This is a genomic window from Agrobacterium sp. P15N1-A (assembly GCF_044626815.1).
In the GTDB taxonomy this organism is placed as follows: Bacteria; Pseudomonadota; Alphaproteobacteria; order Rhizobiales; family Rhizobiaceae; genus Agrobacterium; species Agrobacterium leguminum.
Map to the genome: position 1 here is coordinate 536,355 of NZ_JBIUPF010000003.1, position 16,739 is coordinate 553,093.

At 60.7% G+C, this 16,739-nt stretch carries 15 protein-coding genes and 1 pseudogene; 9 read left to right on the plus strand and 7 right to left on the minus strand.

Annotation, left to right across the window (positions count from 1 at the left end; all coding sequences use genetic code 11):
- Positions 1-41 precede the first annotated feature (41 nt).
- The 4 genes from ACIK7D_RS14290 to ACIK7D_RS14305 form a co-directional block, all read right to left on the minus strand.
- Positions 42-353 carry a MocE family 2Fe-2S type ferredoxin gene (locus ACIK7D_RS14290; protein WP_080853473.1) on the minus strand — a complete coding sequence of 104 codons (312 nt, stop codon included), beginning with the start codon at positions 351-353 and terminating at the stop codon, positions 42-44.
- Positions 350-1,384 carry a sterol desaturase family protein gene (locus ACIK7D_RS14295; protein ID WP_400156607.1) on the minus strand — a complete coding sequence of 345 codons (1,035 nt, stop codon included), beginning with the start codon at positions 1,382-1,384 and terminating at the stop codon, positions 350-352. The genes ACIK7D_RS14290 and ACIK7D_RS14295 overlap by 4 nt, the downstream gene beginning before the upstream one ends.
- 173 nt (positions 1,385-1,557) lie before the next feature.
- On the minus strand, positions 1,558-2,559 hold the full coding sequence (locus ACIK7D_RS14300; RefSeq protein WP_400156608.1) for a LacI family DNA-binding transcriptional regulator: 1,002 nt from the start codon (positions 2,557-2,559) through the stop codon (positions 1,558-1,560).
- Between the two features lie 34 nt (positions 2,560-2,593).
- Entirely contained in the window at positions 2,594-3,499 is a 906-nt protein-coding gene (locus ACIK7D_RS14305) for a hydrogen peroxide-inducible genes activator (protein ID WP_135397590.1), read from the minus strand.
- 211 nt (positions 3,500-3,710) lie between these two features.
- Between ACIK7D_RS14305 and katG the strand changes: the two genes are divergently transcribed.
- Positions 3,711-5,882 carry a catalase/peroxidase HPI gene (katG, locus tag ACIK7D_RS14310; protein ID WP_135397591.1) on the plus strand — a complete coding sequence of 724 codons (2,172 nt, stop codon included), beginning with the start codon at positions 3,711-3,713 and terminating at the stop codon, positions 5,880-5,882.
- Between the two features lie 154 nt (positions 5,883-6,036).
- Here the strand turns inward: katG and ACIK7D_RS14315 are convergent, their stop codons facing one another.
- The gene (locus ACIK7D_RS14315; RefSeq protein ID WP_400156609.1) at positions 6,037-6,213 is read right to left on the minus strand and encodes a hypothetical protein; all 177 of its coding nucleotides are present in this window, start codon (positions 6,211-6,213) and stop codon (positions 6,037-6,039) included.
- Positions 6,214-6,430: 217 nt separating this feature from the next.
- On the opposite strand from ACIK7D_RS14315, the gene ACIK7D_RS14320 reads away from it, so the two are divergent.
- Positions 6,431-7,324: an AraC family transcriptional regulator gene (locus tag ACIK7D_RS14320; protein WP_003521761.1), complete on the plus strand. Its 894-nt coding sequence runs from the start codon at positions 6,431-6,433 to the stop codon at positions 7,322-7,324.
- 203 nt (positions 7,325-7,527) lie between these two features.
- On the opposite strand, the gene ACIK7D_RS14325 is transcribed toward ACIK7D_RS14320, so the two are convergent.
- On the minus strand, positions 7,528-9,648 hold the full coding sequence (locus ACIK7D_RS14325) for a TonB-dependent siderophore receptor (RefSeq protein WP_400156610.1): 2,121 nt from the start codon (positions 9,646-9,648) through the stop codon (positions 7,528-7,530).
- A gap of 221 nt (positions 9,649-9,869) precedes the next feature.
- On the opposite strand from ACIK7D_RS14325, the gene ACIK7D_RS14330 reads away from it, so the two are divergent.
- The 6 genes and pseudogenes from ACIK7D_RS14330 to ACIK7D_RS14355 all read left to right on the plus strand — a co-directional run bounded on the left by ACIK7D_RS14330 (position 9,870) and on the right by ACIK7D_RS14355 (position 14,468).
- Positions 9,870-10,880, plus strand: a complete 1,011-nt coding sequence (locus tag ACIK7D_RS14330) for an iron-siderophore ABC transporter substrate-binding protein (RefSeq protein ID WP_400156611.1) — start codon at positions 9,870-9,872, stop codon at positions 10,878-10,880.
- Positions 10,877-11,920, plus strand: a complete 1,044-nt coding sequence (locus tag ACIK7D_RS14335) for a FecCD family ABC transporter permease (RefSeq protein WP_400156612.1) — start codon at positions 10,877-10,879, stop codon at positions 11,918-11,920. The genes ACIK7D_RS14330 and ACIK7D_RS14335 overlap by 4 nt, the downstream gene beginning before the upstream one ends.
- A gap of 2 nt (positions 11,921-11,922) precedes the next feature.
- Entirely contained in the window at positions 11,923-12,957 is a 1,035-nt protein-coding gene (locus tag ACIK7D_RS14340) for an iron chelate uptake ABC transporter family permease subunit (protein ID WP_104679990.1), read from the plus strand.
- Positions 12,954-13,763, plus strand: coding sequence for an ABC transporter ATP-binding protein (locus ACIK7D_RS14345; RefSeq protein ID WP_400156613.1), 810 nt, complete (start codon positions 12,954-12,956; stop codon positions 13,761-13,763). The genes ACIK7D_RS14340 and ACIK7D_RS14345 overlap by 4 nt, the downstream gene beginning before the upstream one ends.
- A gap of 67 nt (positions 13,764-13,830) precedes the next feature.
- A pseudogene (locus tag ACIK7D_RS14350) lies at positions 13,831-14,110 on the plus strand (type II toxin-antitoxin system RelE/ParE family toxin); the annotation flags it as partial.
- A 58-nt stretch (positions 14,111-14,168) separates the two neighbouring features.
- Positions 14,169-14,468: a HigA family addiction module antitoxin gene (locus tag ACIK7D_RS14355; protein WP_400156614.1), complete on the plus strand. Its 300-nt coding sequence runs from the start codon at positions 14,169-14,171 to the stop codon at positions 14,466-14,468.
- A gap of 19 nt (positions 14,469-14,487) precedes the next feature.
- Here ACIK7D_RS14355 and ACIK7D_RS14360 read toward each other — a convergent pair whose 3' ends face one another.
- On the minus strand, positions 14,488-15,360 hold the full coding sequence (locus ACIK7D_RS14360) for a helix-turn-helix transcriptional regulator (protein ID WP_400156615.1): 873 nt from the start codon (positions 15,358-15,360) through the stop codon (positions 14,488-14,490).
- 134 nt (positions 15,361-15,494) lie between these two features.
- On the opposite strand from ACIK7D_RS14360, the gene ACIK7D_RS14365 reads away from it, so the two are divergent.
- Positions 15,495-16,709: an amino acid ABC transporter substrate-binding protein gene (locus tag ACIK7D_RS14365; protein ID WP_400156616.1), complete on the plus strand. Its 1,215-nt coding sequence runs from the start codon at positions 15,495-15,497 to the stop codon at positions 16,707-16,709.
- The last annotated feature ends 30 nt before the right edge of the window (positions 16,710-16,739 follow it).

Genomic DNA, 16,739 nt, shown 5'->3' on the forward strand with positions numbered 1-16,739 from the left:
TGCATTCCGGAGGCCCTTTCGGGCCTGCTAGAAAGCTCGGCCTATCCGATGGTGACACGTACTTCGCCGTCCACCACCTGCGCCGGATAGGTTTTCAGATTTTCGCAGGCGGGCAGCCGCAGGGCTTCGCCTGTGCGATAATCGAAGGCGCCGGAATGCTTGGGACATTCCACCTCGAAATCCATCACCAGCCCTTCGGCAAGATGGATCGCCTCATGGGTGCAGAGACCGGCGGTGCAATAAACGCTGTCATCCGGACCGCGATAGATCGCATAGGTGCGTCCGGCGTGGTCGAAGCGGATCGCGCCTTCCTGCTCGATGTCTTCCAGTTTGCAGGCTGAAACCCAGCTCATTCGGCTGCCTCCCCGATGGTGTTGCGCGCCTTGCGGGCTGCGAGTTTTTCTTTGCGTTTGCGATAGCGTTCCTGCATGCGGGCTTCCCCCTCGGCTGAGCCGTCGTGCCAGGTGCCGAACCACCTATCGAGCGGGATGAGGGCGTCGCCGTAATTCACCTCGAAATATTTGTGGTGGAGGTAATGTGCATAGGCATGGCTATCGACCAGTTTGTCCTCGCCGATCTCCACCTTGTCGAAGCCGACATGGCCGGGGATCGCGCCGAAACCCGCATAATGCAGCTGGTAAAGCATGAGGACCGGATTGGACGGCAGGATCAGGTGATAAAAGGCGGTGCCGAAATAGAGCACATGCTCGACCGGATGCATGGAGAGCGACGACCAGGGCGACGGGTTCACCGAATTGTGGTGGACGGAATGCACCCATTTATAAAGCAGCGGTATGTGGATGAGCCGGTGAATGCAGAAGAAGTGAAATTCGTGAATGATCGGCACAACAAGCGCCACGGCGGCGAGCGTCCACGGATTTTCGGCAAAGCTGAGCCATGGCGCATAACCATCGGCATAGGCCCACAACATCGCCACTTCGATGGCGGTCCAGATCGTCACGCCGGAAAGGAAGGTGCGCAGGATATTGTCGAGGTTCTGGCTCTCGAACCAGAAGGCCTTGCTCTTCTGTTCAGCGGGGAACTTGCCGTTATATTTGAAGCGGTTTTCCTGCCGCTTGAGAATATAGAGATGGAGTTCGAAACCGCCGTAGAAGAGGAAAACGCAGACCGCATTGACGGCATAAAGCCAGGCGATCCAGCCGATGCCGAGCGTGGCCATGGTTTCGACCGGTGGAATGACAAAGGCCCAATAGGCGACAGCCGAAAGTGCGAAGATCGCATTCCACGGGAAAAAATAATGCGGAAGCCACTTCAGCACCGCCACGAGGCGCGGGGGAAAGGCAAAGAGCGGTGCTGTTTCCACCGGCTGGTTGGGCGCCCAGTCGCCACGCTTGTTACGCGTTCCATATTTCAGATCGTCCATAGCGCTCTCCTTCGGACGATCGCTCCCGATGCGCCCGCGCAAGTTCTCACGATGAAGAAGGGCGTCTGCACGCCATGGCCGCCCGGCGCTTCTCGCGCTCTGCGGCTTTCCTCCCTGAAGAGAAATTAGCAGGGCGGGTGGTGAACGCCGAAGCCTTCCTTGATCAAATCAGATCAAAGGCTTTCGGCGGTGATGGTGACGAAGCGAATGGACGCGTTATCGGGCTCGATATCGGTGAGACCGATCCGGCGAAGGACGAGGTCCAGCGCCCGGCGGGCCTGCGCCTCGGGGGCCTGATCGAGCACGATATCCATGATGCCGTCATTCAGGGCCTTGCGCGTATAATCGGTCAATTCATGGCCGACGAAGAATATCTCGCCGCCGCGCGGATGCCGGCGAAGAACGTCGATCAGGGCGGCATTCGCGCCGCCGGCATTATAAAGTCCGGCCATGTCGGGATAGAGATCGAGCGCCATGCGCAGGGCCTCGGCGCTGTAATATTCGTCATCACGGGTAAAGCCCAGCCATTCGAAGCGATGTTTGCCGGCATGATCGCGGAAGTAATCGGAAAAGCCGCTGATACGGTCGCGGTGGACCTGATAGATCGGATGGCAGAGCGCGATGACCGGGCCGGGCTGGCGCGCCATGCGGGTGATGAAATGCGCCGCCGTCCGTCCCGCCGCGCCGTTGTCGATGCCGATGAATTCGCCCTTTTCCGCCGAGGCGCGTGTGACGACATGCACGACCGGCACGCCGCGCGCCACCGCCGCCTCGACGGCGGCGCTGACCGCCGGGCTGCTCGGAATGGCGAGGATAAGGCCGGCGCGCGCCTCTGCGGCGGCGGTGATGCGGCTCGCCAGCTCTTCCGGCTTCATCTCTTCGGCGAAGCTGCGGTGGACAACGACGAGAGGGTCGAGCGTTGCGGCAATTCTTTCGAAGGCCTTGGAAAGCCGCCTGTAAAAGGTGGTTTCCGGGCGTACCATCAGCACTTCGATGCGCAGCAACCCGCGGTGGGTCTCCGGCAGGGTGCGCGGATAATCCAATGTGCGTGCGGCAAGAACGACCTTTTCCACGAGTTCGGCACGAACGCCGCCGCGCCCGTTCAGCACCCGCTCGACCGTGGCGGTTCCAACGCCTGCGAGACGGGCGATATCGCGGTAATTCGGCCTGCTCACATTCGCTTTCCTGATATTGATGTGTCTATCGTCTTCAAGACAGGCCGAGTTTCTGCAGCCCGCATTCGCGGACGATTTCGGCGATGTGGCTGAACTGCGCCGAGAGCGGATTGCTCTTGCGCCACACCATGCCGATGGTGCGCGACGGGCGCGGTTCCGCCAGCCGGAACACCGAGACCGTGGATTGCCTTGTCTCCATATCGACGGCCATCTGCGGAATGAGGGTGACGCCGATGCCGGCGCCGACCATTTGCACGAGGGTGGAGAGCGAGGAACCTTCCATCAGCACGCGCGGCGGTGCATTGGTCGTGCTGCAGAAGGAAAGCGCCTGGTTGCGGAAACAATGGCCTTCTTCGAGCAGCAGCAGGCGCATTTCGCCCAGCTTGTCGGCGCTGGGCACCGGCATGCCCGCATCCTCCATCGGCCGCACCAGAATGAATTCCTCCGAAAACAGCGGAACCTCCTCCAGCGCCGGCTCCGAGACGGGCAGGGCGACGATCGCCATGTCCAGCCGGGCTTCCAGAAGGTCCTCGATGAGTTTCTGCGTCACCGCTTCGCGCGGGCGGGCCTCCAGTCCGGGATAATGCCGCGTGAGTGTCTTGATAATCTGTGGTAAAAGATAGGGTGCGACGGTGGGAATGACGCCGATGCGCAGGCGGCCGCTGAGCGGCCCATGCCGCGCCCGCGCCAGATCCTGCAACTCATCCACCGAACGCAATATCGAGCGGGTGCGTTCGGCGAATTCCTCGCCAAGCGCGGTCAGCCGGATCTGGCGGCTGCTCCGCTCGACGAGCGGCGCGCCGATCAGTTCCTCCAGCTCCCGGATCTGCAGCGACAGCGCCGGCTGGGAAATGGCGCATGCCTCCGCCGCCCGGCCGAAATGGCCGATCTTGGCCAGAGCGTCGAAATAACGGAGATGTTTCATGGAGAGCGCAATCATAAGCTCAGCATATCGCAGCCTTTAGAATATACAATTGGAAATTATGGAACCCGGCTGTTAGTCATCTTCATGACAGAAAGAAGCTGTAGCTGTGAGAGGTTACCAGCGTCGCTGCACGGTTTTCCCATGACCTGCCGCTGGCTCTGGCTCTCAACGCTGCACATGTCGAATTGATTATTTCGTTTAATTGTTAAACCCATCGGAGGGCGAAATGGACGCAACTTCAAAACCGGCTGGCAAGTGTCCTGTCATGCATGGAGGCAACACGGCCTCGGGTAAATCGGTGACCGAATGGTGGCCGAATGCGCTGAACCTCGACATTCTGCATCAGCACGACACCAAGACCAATCCGCTCGGCACCTCCTTCAACTATCGCGAAGCCCTGAAGACGCTCGATGTCGAAGCGTTGAAGGCCGATCTGCGCGCCCTGATGACCGACAGCCAGGACTGGTGGCCGGCGGACTGGGGCAGCTATGTGGGCATGATGGCGCGCGTTACCTGGCATGCGGCGGGTTCTTACCGTGTGACTGACGGCCGCGGCGGCGCCAACACCGGCAACCAGCGTTTTGCCCCGCTCAACTCCTGGCCGGACAACGTGAACACCGACAAGGGCCGCCGCCTTCTGTGGCCGATCAAGAAGAAATACGGCAACAAGATTTCCTGGGCCGACCTTATCGCGCTCGCCGGCACCATTGCCTATGACGTCGCCGGTCTGAAGACCTTCGGTTTCGCTTTCGGCCGCGAAGATATCTGGGCGCCGGAAAAGGACACCTATTGGGGTGACGAAAAGGAATGGCTGGCGCCGAGCGACGGTCGTTACGGCGACGTGAGCAAGCCAGAGACGCTGGAAAACCCGCTTGCCGCCGTGCAGATGGGCCTCATCTACGTCAACCCGGAAGGCGTGAACGGCAAGTCCGATCCGCTGGCGACAGCGGCGCAGATGCGCGAGACCTTTGCCCGCATGGGCATGGACGACGAAGAGACCGTGGCTCTCACCGCCGGCGGCCACACCATCGGCAAGTCGCATGGCAATGGCAGCGCCGCCAACCTCAGCCCCGATCCGGAAGCCGCAGGCCCGGAATATCAGGGTCTTGGCTGGATCAATACCAAGGGCCGCGGCATTGGCCGTGACACCGTGGTATCGGGCATCGAAGGCGCGTGGACGAGCGAGCCGACGAAGTGGGACAACGGCTTCTTCGACATGCTGTTCAAGCATGAGTGGACTTTGACGCACAGCCCCGCCGGTGCATCGCAATGGGCGCCGATCACCATTGCTGAAGAAGACAAGCCTGTCGATGTCGAGGACGCCTCGATCCGCACCATCCCGATGATGACCGATGCCGACATGGCCCTGAAGGTCGACCCGATCTACCGCGAGATTTCGCTGAAGTTCAAGGACGATCAGGACCACTTCTCTGACGTCTTCGCCCGCGCCTGGTTCAAGTTGACCCACCGCGACATGGGACCGAAGTCCCGTTATTTCGGCCCGGATGTTCCGGCTGAAGACCTGATCTGGCAAGATCCGGTTCCGGCAGGCTCCACGAGTTACAATGTCGCTGCCGTCAAGGCGAAGATCGCTGCTTCCGGCCTGCCGATTGCCGATCTGGTTTCGACCGCCTGGGACAGCGCACGCACTTTCCGCGGCTCGGACAAGCGCGGCGGCGCCAATGGCGCACGTATTCGCCTTGCACCGCAGAAGGACTGGGAAGGCAATGAGCCCGCCCGTCTTTCCCGTGTGCTGTCCGTTCTGGAACAGATCGCCGGTGAAAGCGGCGCGAGCATCGCGGATGTGATCGTTCTGGCCGGCAATTACGGTGTGGAACAGGCGGCGAAAGCGGCTGGTTTCGATATCGCCGTGCCTTTCGCGCCCGGCCGTGGCGATGCTTCCGCCGAACAGACGGATGCCGACAGCTTCGCGCCATTGGAGCCGCTGGCGGATGGTTTCCGTAACTGGATCAAGAAGGACTATGTCGTCAGCCCGGAAGAGCTGCTGCTGGACCGCGCCCAGCTTCTTGGCCTGACCGCGCCGGAACTGACGGTGCTCATCGGCGGCCTGCGCGTCATCGGTACCAACTACGCCGGTGCGGCGCATGGCGTGTTCACTGACAAGCCCGGCGCTCTGACGACGGACTTCTTCACCACGCTGACCGACATGGCCTATTCCTGGGTTCCGACCGGTAACAATCTCTATGAGATTCGCGACCGCAGAACGGGTGTGACGAAGTATACCGCGACCCGTGTGGACCTCGTCGTCGGATCGAACTCCATTCTGCGTGCGTATGCGGAAGTTTATGCGCAGGATGACAGCAGGGAGAAATTCGTGCGGGATTTCGTTGCCGCCTGGGCGAAAGTCATGAACGCCGACCGTTTCGACCTTCTGTAAGAAAAATCCGGCTGTTTAAGAATAAACACCTCCCCGGGAAATCGGGGAGGTGTTTTGCGTTATATCGACCGCCAAGGCGCAACGGTTGCCGTGACGGCGAAAGATTGCTGGAGGCCTATAGGCCTCATTATCTTGTTTGCGCAGGACGGTTTCCCTATCGCCGGTCCGAGAACGGAACCGGTTTGCCGGCCGGGGTTTTTCCGGCGTCTGGCGACGGGGCTTTGCCGTCCTTCTCGTTTTCATGCGCGTCCGGCCCAGCCACGATCACGCCACGGCCGTGCTCCTCGCGCTTCTTGTCTGCGAAGTCGCCCGGTTCCTTCTTGCTGTCCATGGTAATCTCCGTTGTTGCACTTCTGTCAGGAGTTCAACGGCCGTCATGAGCAGAGGTTCCAGCGCGGTCGCCGCAGCGAATGTTTCACTTTATAACGATCTTTGCTATTAACATGAATTGATAAGTCATGTTATTGGAGCGAAACGCGATGACTGGCGCGATGCGCCCGTCTTTTGATTTCACCCGACCCAGACCCGACAACCGGACGGTACCCGCAGTGAGTTTCTGGCATTCCATGACCTGGCACACGGAAGGGATCAGCGTTACTGCGCCGGTGAAGTGGCGCCAGTTCGACGGGCTGGTCAGTGCTTTCTGGGAAGCGGAAAGCCAGATGGGAGCCAAGGGTTATTATCTGGCCGCCGATCCGCGCATCATGATCTTTTTCAACGATGTCTCATCGCGCATCAGCATGTCCAACCGCAATGGCGAATTCACCAACCATTCGCGGCCGATGACACGGGCGGTTTATGTGCCGGCCGGCGTGCCGATGTGGACGAGCAGCAGCGCCACGCACCGGTTCTCGCATCTCAACCTGCATATTCACAAGGATCGCCTGTTGCGTTTCCTGTCGCCCTCGGTCGGCAGTTCGGCGGCGATGACGGCGCTGCGCCGTCCGGTCGAGATACAGGATATCGGTTCGGTGGAAACCCTTGCCGGCCTGCTTGTCGATGAGCTGGCTGAACCCTCGAAACATGCGGTCTATGCGGAAAGCCTCGTCGGCAGCATCGTCGCCGGCCTGCTGGATATTCCCGGCCCTTCGCCGGAGCAGGCCAATGGCAGGCTGACGCAGGCGCAGTTGAACAAGCTTCTTGCCCAGGTCGAAAAGCGTGGCGACGACCGTATGACGGTTGCCGAGATGGCCGATATCGTCGGGCTTTCGGAAAGCTGGTTCGCCACCGTATTTCGCCAGACCACCGGCAAGACGCCGCTGCAATGGCAATTGGAGCGGCGCATCAATGCCGCCCAGAAACTTCTGCTGGAAGGCGATCTGACGGTGGCCGATATCGCCGCCCAGCTTGGCTTTTCCGATCAGGCCCATCTGACCAAGGCTTTCCGCCAGTCCGTGGGCAACACGCCGGCCGCCTGGCGACGGCTGCACAGGCTTCTTTGATAGCGGTCGACCCTGCGCCGCCCATGATCAGCGGTTTGGCGCATTCCTCGAGCCTCTCTCCACGTCATCCTCGGGCTCGTCCCGAGGATCTGCCAACTTCAGACTAGATGAAACGTGGTTAGATCCTCGGGACACGCCCGAGGATGACGTTGTGTGTTAGGAAAACAGTACAATATATTGAAAAATATTGCTAATATATCCGCTCACCATGTCTTTCGTAAGGTCACGGAAAACGCCCGGCCGGGATTGTAAAAGTCAGCGCCGAACCCGCCATAAGAGACGTGTTTTTCGTTGAAGATGTTGGAAACATTGACGTCCAGCGAAGCGGTTTCCTGAATCTTGTAGCTGAACGCCGCATCCACGGTCACGCTGCTTCCTGTTTCGACCTTGTTGGCGTTGTCGAAATAATAAGCGCCGGTATAGCGGCCGCCGAGGCCGAAGGTCATGTCGCCGAAATGGTCGTTGCCTGCAAGCGTGTAGTTGACCCACAGTGAAGCCTGATGCTCGGGCACGAATTGCGGCCGGTTGCCAACATTGCCGCCGGTGCCGTTTTCAGTGATTTCCGCGTCGAGATAGGAATAGGCCGCCGTCAGGCTGAGATTGTCGGTCACTTCCGCCTTGGCTTCGAGATCGAGACCGCGCACGCGCACCTCGCCGATGGTCGTGGGCAGGCTGGTGATCGGGCTGGTGACGGTGATGTTGTTCTTCTTCAGATCGTAGATCGAGGCGGTGAACAGGGCTGGGAAAGCGTCCGGACGATATTTCACGCCGAGTTCGATTTGCTCACCGCGCTCCGGTTCAACGGTGAGTCCCGATGCGGGCACCACCGATTCAGCATAGCTGATATAAGGCGCGATCTCATTGGTGATCTTGTAGGACACGCCGATGCGCTTGGTCAGTTCGCTGATATCGCCGCTGGCCGAGGTACCGCGCAGGCGGTTGGTCTGGTCGGTGTCGATCCAGTCGTTGCGCAGGCCGGCGCTGACGATCAGCCTGTCGAAGAAGGTGAAGTCCTGCTGGAGATAGATCGCCCTGGTCTTCTGGTCCGTCAGGGAGTCGGCATAGAGCGGCACTGAAGCGGGTGCGCCGGTATAAACCGGGTTCATCCAGTTGATGCTCGGCGCTGCGCCGAAGTAGCTTTTGCTGCCAGAGGTGTAGTCGTTATAAAAGACGCCGACGAGGCTGCGGCTTTCGACATTTTCAAACCGCGTATCGTATTGCAGCCGCGTGTCGATCAGGAAGTTTTCGGTCTCGGTGTCGTTGCCGAAATAGGACCGGTCGGCGATTGTCGAACCGTTGGTCGGCGTGGACGAGATATAGGCGTATCCGAAGTCTGTATTCGCCTTGCTGTAGCGGGCGTTGGAACTCAGCGTCAGGCCGGAGCCGAAATCGTGGTCGAACATCACGCTCAGCGAATTGCGGTTTGTGCCGCGATAATTGTAGTCCGGTTCGCCGAAGAAGCGGCTCCGGTCGAAATGCGAGCCGACGGGATGGCCGCCGCCGCCCGGAACGCCATCCTTGTTGAGGTGGTCGTAAACCACGGTAAGGCTGGTGACGTCCGTGGGACGCCATGTCAGGCCGCCCATGAAGAATTTCTCGTCATCGCGGGAATAGTCATATTCCGCATCGGCATTTCTGAGCTTGCCGGTCAGGCGATAGGACAGCGTGTCGTCGCTGGTGATGTTGTCGCCAAAGTCGAAGCCGGTTTCGGCGCGGCCATAGGAGCCGCCGGTGACATAAGCTTCACCGAAACGGGTGCGTTTCGGCACCTTTGTGGAATAATTCACCGAGCCGCCGGGATCTGAGACGCCAAAGGTGGTGGAATTGCCGCCCTTTAGCACTTCCACGCGCTCATAGGCATAGGTTTCCTCGCGCAGCGCGCCGAAGGGACGGCCAAGCGTCAACCCGTCGCGATAGGTATAAGCGTCGAAACCGCGAATCTTGAAATAGTCGAACCGGTCGTCGGAGCCGTAAAAATCCGTTGTCACACCGGCGGTATATTGCAGCGCTTCTTCCACGGTCTGCACGCCGCGCTGCTGCATTTCCTTGGCGGTGATGACGGAAACGGAGGCCGGTGTGTCGAGAATATCGGTCGCCATCTTGCTACCGCTCGTCGTGCGGGTGGCGACGATGGACTTCTGGTCATTGTCACCGCTTTCGATGGTGATCCGTTCCAGAACCGTGCTGCTGTTTGTGTTGGCAGCCTCCTGCGCCAGCAAGGTGCCGGGCAGGGTGGCGACAAGCGCCGTGCAGGCAAGCAGCGCCGCATCCTGATAACGACGTCGCGCGGTTTTGCGGTGTCTGCCTTCGGTTTCGATATTCATTGGTATGTTCCAGAAGTTGATGCCCCGATCGCCGCTTCCACGGCCCACTCTCGAAGCGCCCAATAACTTGAGAAAGTTTGTCCGGTATTGTAACTTTTTGCGGTTTTGTACAAAACCCCGGAAATTTCACCGCTGTTGCGACGGCATTTCTTGCCTGGGCTTGACGGAGGCAATTGAAGCTGAGAGTTCAAGTCCACTTTTGAACTTTTGAGAGCTCGCCAATGCTTCGCCCGTTCCGCTGCCTCCTGCCGGTATTTGTGCTTTTCCTGTCGATGATCGCGCCGAATATGGCCTCGGCGAAGGAGACGACCAGCTATCCCGTCGTCATCAAACATGCTTTCGGCACGACCACGATCGCGAAGAAACCGCAGCGGGTCGCGACTGTCGCCTGGGCCAACCATGAGGTGCCGCTGGCGCTCGGCATCGTGCCTGTCGGTTTTGCGGCGGCCAATTTCGGCGATGATGACGGCGATGGCCTGCTGCCATGGGTGGCGAAGCGGCTTGCCGAACTCAACGCGGCAAAGCCGGTGCTGTTCGACGAGGGTGACGGCATCGATTTCGAGGCCGTGGCGGCGACGCAGCCGGATGTCATCCTTGCCGCCTATTCAGGACTCAGCCAGTCCGACTACGATACGCTGAGCCAGATCGCCCCTGTCGTTGCCTATCCCGTTTCTCCCTGGGCTACGGACTGGCGCGAAATGATCCGGCTGAACAGCGCCGGGCTTGGCATGGTCGCGGACGGTGAGGCGCTCATCAAACGCATCGAGGGTGAAATCGCGCAGGTCGTTGCCGGCCACCCGCAGTTGAGGGGCAAGTCAGCCATGTTCGTCACCCATCTCGACGCCACCAATCTCAGCGTCGTCAATTTCTATACGGCCAATGACACCAGGGTGAAGTTCTTCGCCGATCTTGGACTTGCCTCGCCGAAAAGCGTCGTGGAAGCCACGAAGCCGGGGCAATTCGCCGCCGGCGTCAGCGCCGAGCGTGTGGATGCCTTCGACGATGTCGATATCGTCGTGACCTATGGCAGTGAGCCGCTGCTGAACGCCATGCGAGCCGATCCGCTTCTCGCCCGCATGCCGGCCGTTGCCAACGATGCCATCGTCATGCTGGGTCGCGACCCGCTCGGCACCGCCTCCAATCCCACGCCGCTGTCGATTTCGTGGGTGTTGAAGGACTATGCCGATCTTCTGGCAAAGGCTGCCGACAAATCCTCCGGGAAATCGCAGTGACAACGTCTGGACACGGCAAAGCGACGGCCGTGCTGCTCGCCGGCCGCTCCAACCGCGTGCGAACGGCTTGGCTCGGCGCGGTGCTGGCGTTTCTCTCGCTGCTTTGTGCGCTGTCCGTCGCCATCGGCACGCGTGACGTCTCTTTTGCGGATATTGTTGGCGGGCTCAGCGGCCGCGTCGAGACGGTTGCAGAGGCGGCGGTTGCCGTACGCTTGCCGCGCACGCTGCTTGCCCTGCTTTCCGGGGCCGCACTCGGGCTGGCCGGGGCGATCATGCAGGGCGTCACGCGCAATCCGCTTGCCGATCCCGGCATTCTCGGTGTGAACATGGGGGCGTCGCTTGCCGTCGTCATCGGCATCGTCTGGTTCGGCATTGCCTCGGCTCATGCCTTCATCATGGTCGCAATTGCCGGGGCGGGGGTATCGGCGGTTTTCGTTTATGTTGTCGGCTCTCTGGGGCGGGGCGGGGCGACACCGCTGAAACTCGCACTTGCGGGTGCCGCCACCTCCGTCGCCTTTTCCTCACTCGTCATCGCCGTCGTTCTGCCGCGCAGCGATATTGCCGGCGGCATCCGCTCCTGGCAGATCGGCGGCGTCGGCGGGGCGACCTTCGAGCGCATTGAGACCGTGCTGCCCTTTCTGGCCGCCGGCTTCATCATCAGCCTGCTTTCGGCTCGCAAGCTGAATTCTCTGGCGCTCGGAGACGAACTCGCCGCCGGGCTCGGCGAGAATGTTGCGATGGCGAGAGCAGTGGCCTCCTTCGGCGCCATTCTGCTCTGCGGTGCGGCCACCGCCATTTGCGGGCCGATCGGTTTTGTCGGGCTGGTGGTGCCGCATCTCTGCCGCCTGCTCGTCGGTGTGGACAATCGCTGGCTGCTGCCGTTCTCGGCGCTTGGCGGGGCGTGTCTGCTGCTTGCCGCCGATATTGTCGGGCGCATCGTGGCGCGGCCGTCGGAACTCGATGTCGGCATTGTCACCGCCCTTGTCGGCGCGCCTTTCTTCATCTGGATTGTCAGACGCCAGAGGGTGCGTGAATTGTGACCATGTACGCTCCCGTCATCGAAAATCTCGTCTTCAATCGCCATGCCCGCCAGCGCCGGCGTCGCCTTGTCATCGCCGCCCTGTCGGCGCTTCTGATTGCCGCTTTCGCAACAACGCTGATGCTCGGGCAATCTTTCACGCCGCCCGGCGATGTCATTCGGGTTTTGCTGGGGGAGGACATTGCCGGCGTCACCTTCACCGTCGGGCAGTTGCGCCTGCCGCGCGCGCTGCTGTCGATTCTGGCAGGCTTTAGCTTCGGGCTTGGCGGCGTCGCTTTCCAGATCATGCTGCGCAACCCGCTCGCCAGCCCCGATATTATCGGCATCAGTTCCGGCGCGAGTGCGGCAGCCGTTTTCGCCATCGTCGTCCTGCAGATGAACGGGCCGCTGGTCTCGGTCTTCGCCGTCGCCGCCGGTCTTGGCGTCGCGCTTCTCGTCTATCTCCTGTCCTTCCGCAACGGCGTGGCCGGAACGCGGCTGATCCTTGTCGGCATCGGCGTTTCAGCGATGCTGGAGAGCTTTATCGCCTATATCCTCTCCGTCGCGCCGGCATGGACGTTGCAGGAGGCGATGCGCTGGCTGACCGGCAGCGTCAACGGCGCGAAAATCGCGCAGTTGCTGCCGCTCTTCATCGCGCTCATCCTTTTCGGCGGCCTGCTCCTCAGCCGTGCGCGTGATCTGGAAGCGTTGAGACTGGGTGACGATGCCGCTGCAGCGCTTGGTGTGCGGGTGGGGCGAACGCGGATCATCGTCATCATCGCCGCCGTGGGCATGATCGCCTTTGCAACGGCGGTCTCGGGTCCCATCGCGTTTGTCGCTTTCCTCTCCGGGCCGATTGCGGCGCGCATCGTCGGCAGCAACGGCTCGCTGCTCATTCCTGCGGCGCTGATTGGGGCGGCGCTGGTGCTGGTGGGCGATTATTGCGGCCAGTTCCTGTTGCCGGGCCGTTATCCGGTCGGCGTCGTTACCGGCGCGCTCGGTGCGCCCTATCTGATTTACCTGATCGTGCGGGTCAACCGCAGCGGAGGCTCGTTATGACCGGCCACTCCCTTTCCGTGAACGGCCTGTCGGCCGGCTACGGCGAAAACCTCATCATCGAGGGACTGGATCTCACCGTTCCGCGCGGGAAGATCACCGTCATCGTCGGCGCCAATGCCTGCGGCAAGTCCACCCTGCTGCGCAGCATGTCGCGGCTCATCACGCCGCGCGCCGGCCAGGTTCTGCTCGACGGGAAATCGATCCATCGTCTTGCCTCGCGCGACCTCGCACGGCGCATGGGCCTTTTGCCGCAATCGCCGATAGCGCCGGAGGGCATCGTGGTTGCCGATCTCGTCAGCCGTGGCCGGCACCCGCATCACGGCCTGTTTGCCCGCTGGTCACGACAGGACGACGAGGCCGTTGCCGCAGCCCTTGTCGCCACCGATACGGTGGAACTGGCCGAGCGGCCGGTGGACGAGCTTTCCGGCGGCCAGCGGCAACGCGTCTGGATCGCCATGGCGCTCGCCCAGCAGACAGACATATTGCTGCTGGATGAACCGACCACCTTCCTCGACATCAGCCACCAGGTCGAGGTGCTGGACCTTCTGACCGACCTTAACCACGCCCGGGAGACCACCATCGTCATGGTGCTGCACGACCTCAATCTCGCAGCCCGTTATGCCGATCATCTCGTCGCCATGAGGGACGGGAAGTTGCATGTCTTCGGCACACCGGAGGAAGTATTGACGGAGGAGAATGTCCGTCACGTCTTCGGCATCGAAAGCCGGGTCATCAAGGATCCGACCTCTGGCAAGCCGATGATGCTGCCGATCGGGCGGCATCGAACGGTGGCGGGGTGGCAATAGGCGTATCTCTTTAAGATACGATACTGTTGACTTCTGTGCGTATGATACCAACATCACGAGGCCAGCAATGATCCGTTTTTTCAAAAACAAGCTGACCGCATCGATTGACGACGGATCTGTGAATAAGGGCTTTCCCGGCGATCTGGTACGTTGCGCCCAGCAACTACTCACGATTCTGGATGCGGCGACCCACGGTTGAAGACCTTCGGTCACCGCCCGGGAACCGTTTAGAAAAGCTGTCCGGCGACCGTGAGGGGCAATATTCGATCCGGGTCAACAAGCAGTGGCGCATCTGCTTCGTCTGGGCGGAAGCAGGGCCGGAAAGCGTGGAAATAACCGACTATCACTCGTCTGTCATTCTCGTGGAGAGGCTCATGACAAATCGGCCAAGGAGGGCCAGCGAGCATGACAATCAGTAAATCGCCTCCGATCCATCCGGGCGAAATCCTGCGGGAACTCTATCTTGAGCCGCTGGGGATGTCGGCATACGCTCTCGCGAGGCACCTCAATATTCCGCGCACCCGCATAGAACGGATTGCGGGAGAGAAACTCGGCATCACCGCCGACACCGCCTTGTGCCTGGCAAAATTTTTCAAGACCACACCGGAATATTGGCTGAACTTGCAGAACGCCTTTGACATTAAGGCGGCTGCTGTGAGGCTGGAAGCGGACCTTGCCAATATCAAGGAACTGGAAGCGGCCTAATTCTCAGCCGCCTGTCAGGTCACGGCCACGCCGCATAGGATGGCGGCGGCACGTTCTGCATCCGCATTGCGGCCCGGCGGAAACGTCCGGGAGACGTGCCCTCGTTGCGGGTGAAGAAACGATTGAAATAGCCGGGGTCCTGAAAGCCCAATCGAAAGGCGATTTCAGCAACTTGCAGCGATGAGTTGAGAAGAAGGTCGCGTGCTTCGGATAGCAACTCCCGGTGAATATAGGCCTGCGGCGAAAGCCCCGTGGCCTTGCGCACCGCAAATCCCAGGCGCTCACGGTTCACGCTCATATATCTAGCATAATCATCCACGCCCCATTGGTCGCGTTTGTGCTGGCTTACCAGCAGGACGAACCGTTCGGTAAGGCTGCCGGGGGTGGAGATGGCAGCGGCAATATCGGCGATGGCGTGCTGGCAGATGCGGATGAGGGTAACGGAGAGCAGGCTGGCGATGATCGTGTCCGAACCGGTCGTTGCGCGGACGTTTTCGCTGGCGATGGTCTCGAGATAACCCGCCAGCTCCTGCCGGTCTCTTTCCGCCGGCGCCTGCGTCAGAACACGCTGTAATATGTTGCGCACGGCGCTGGCGCTCGTGCCGGTGGGCATCGCATGGGCAAGCCCGATTTCGCTCGTCCTCAGCAGCGATCCACGGCTTCCGGCATTCAGGCGCAGGCGGCCGGCGGGGCCGATGGGCAGCCAGACGAGCCCCGGTGCTAAGACCGGCAGCGTCTTTTCACCTTGGAGAATTTCCGCTTCACCGGCGGAAAGGAGAAGCAGATGGGCACTGTCCGATTCCAGCCGCAACTCCGATACGCGCAATGACGAGGAGAGGGTGCGTGCGGTTATCTCAGCGCGATTGCCGGCAATCTGGCTGTGCAGCGGCATTCAACCTCCAAAAGTACAATAATGCGCTACACTAGTGCATTTTATATGTGGCTGTCATTGCTAAACTTTACTCAGCGCAGGGGAAAACCTTGAGGAGAACGGCAACCCCGATAAGGCGCTTTGGGAGGAACATCATGAATAGTCTGAAGCGCAGAACGCTGTTCTGCCTGCTCTCCGGTGCTGCCCTGTCGGCGGTATCTTTCGGTTTTGCCAATGCGCAGGACCGTACCTCGGTGAAGATCGGTTATGCCGTTTCAAAAAGCGGCGCCAATGCCACAGGTGCTGGCATCACCACCATTCCAAACTACAAATTATGGGTGAAGGAGGTCAACGATGCCGGCGGCCTCACTTTGCCGGATGGCAAGCGCCTGCCGGTGGAAGTGGTCGAATATGACGACCGTTCCTCGGCCGAGGATGCGGTGCGGTTCACCGAACGTCTGGCCAGCCAGGACAAGGTCGATTTCATTCTGCCGCCCTGGGGCACGGGCTTCAATCTGGCCGTCGCACCGCTTTATGAGCGCTTCGGTTATCCGCAGCTTGCGGTTACTGGTGTGACCGACAAGGCGCCCGAATTTGCCGCGCGCTGGAAGAAGAGCTTCTGGATGCTGGGCGGCGGCCATGATTATGCCAATGCCCTGGCTGAGGTTTTGAAAGCCGCACGCGAGGCTGGCCAGATCAATGACAAGGTCGCGGTGATTTCCGTGGCTGACGGTTTCGGCATCGATCTCATCAAGGCTGCGCGACCGGCGCTGAAGGAAGCGGGTTTCACACTCGCCTATGACAAGACCTATCCGGTTGGCACTTCGGATTTCGCAGCACTGGTGAACGAGGCGGCGGCGAGCGGTGCCGACAGCTTCATCGCCTTTTCCTATCCGCCCGACAGTTTCGCGGTGACGAAACAGGCGCAGACGGCCCGGTTTAACCCGAAGGTTCTTTATGTCGGCGTCGGCGGTGCTTTCCCGATCTTCCCGAAGGTCTCCGATGGCAAGCAGGAAGGCGTGATCAGTATCGGCGGCGTTGATGGCAGCAGCGACAGGATCGAGGATTATTTCAAGAGCCACGAGGCCTTTATCGGCGCCAAGCCGGACAGCTGGGCAAGCGCCATCACCTATGCGAGCCTCGAAATGCTGGCCCAGTCCGTTCAACGCGTCGGCCTCGACAAGGCGGCGGTCGCAAATGAACTTTCGACGGGAAGCTTCGACACCGTCATCGGCCCGGTCAAGCTTGAAGACAACCAGCTTCGCCAGCTCTGGTGGGCGGGACAATGGCAGGGTGACCGCTTCGTGGCGATTGCGCCGGCAGACCGTTCAGGCGCGGCAAAGCCGGTCATTCCGAAGCCGCAATGGTGAGCCTTTGCCGGCCGGGGCCATGAACCCCGG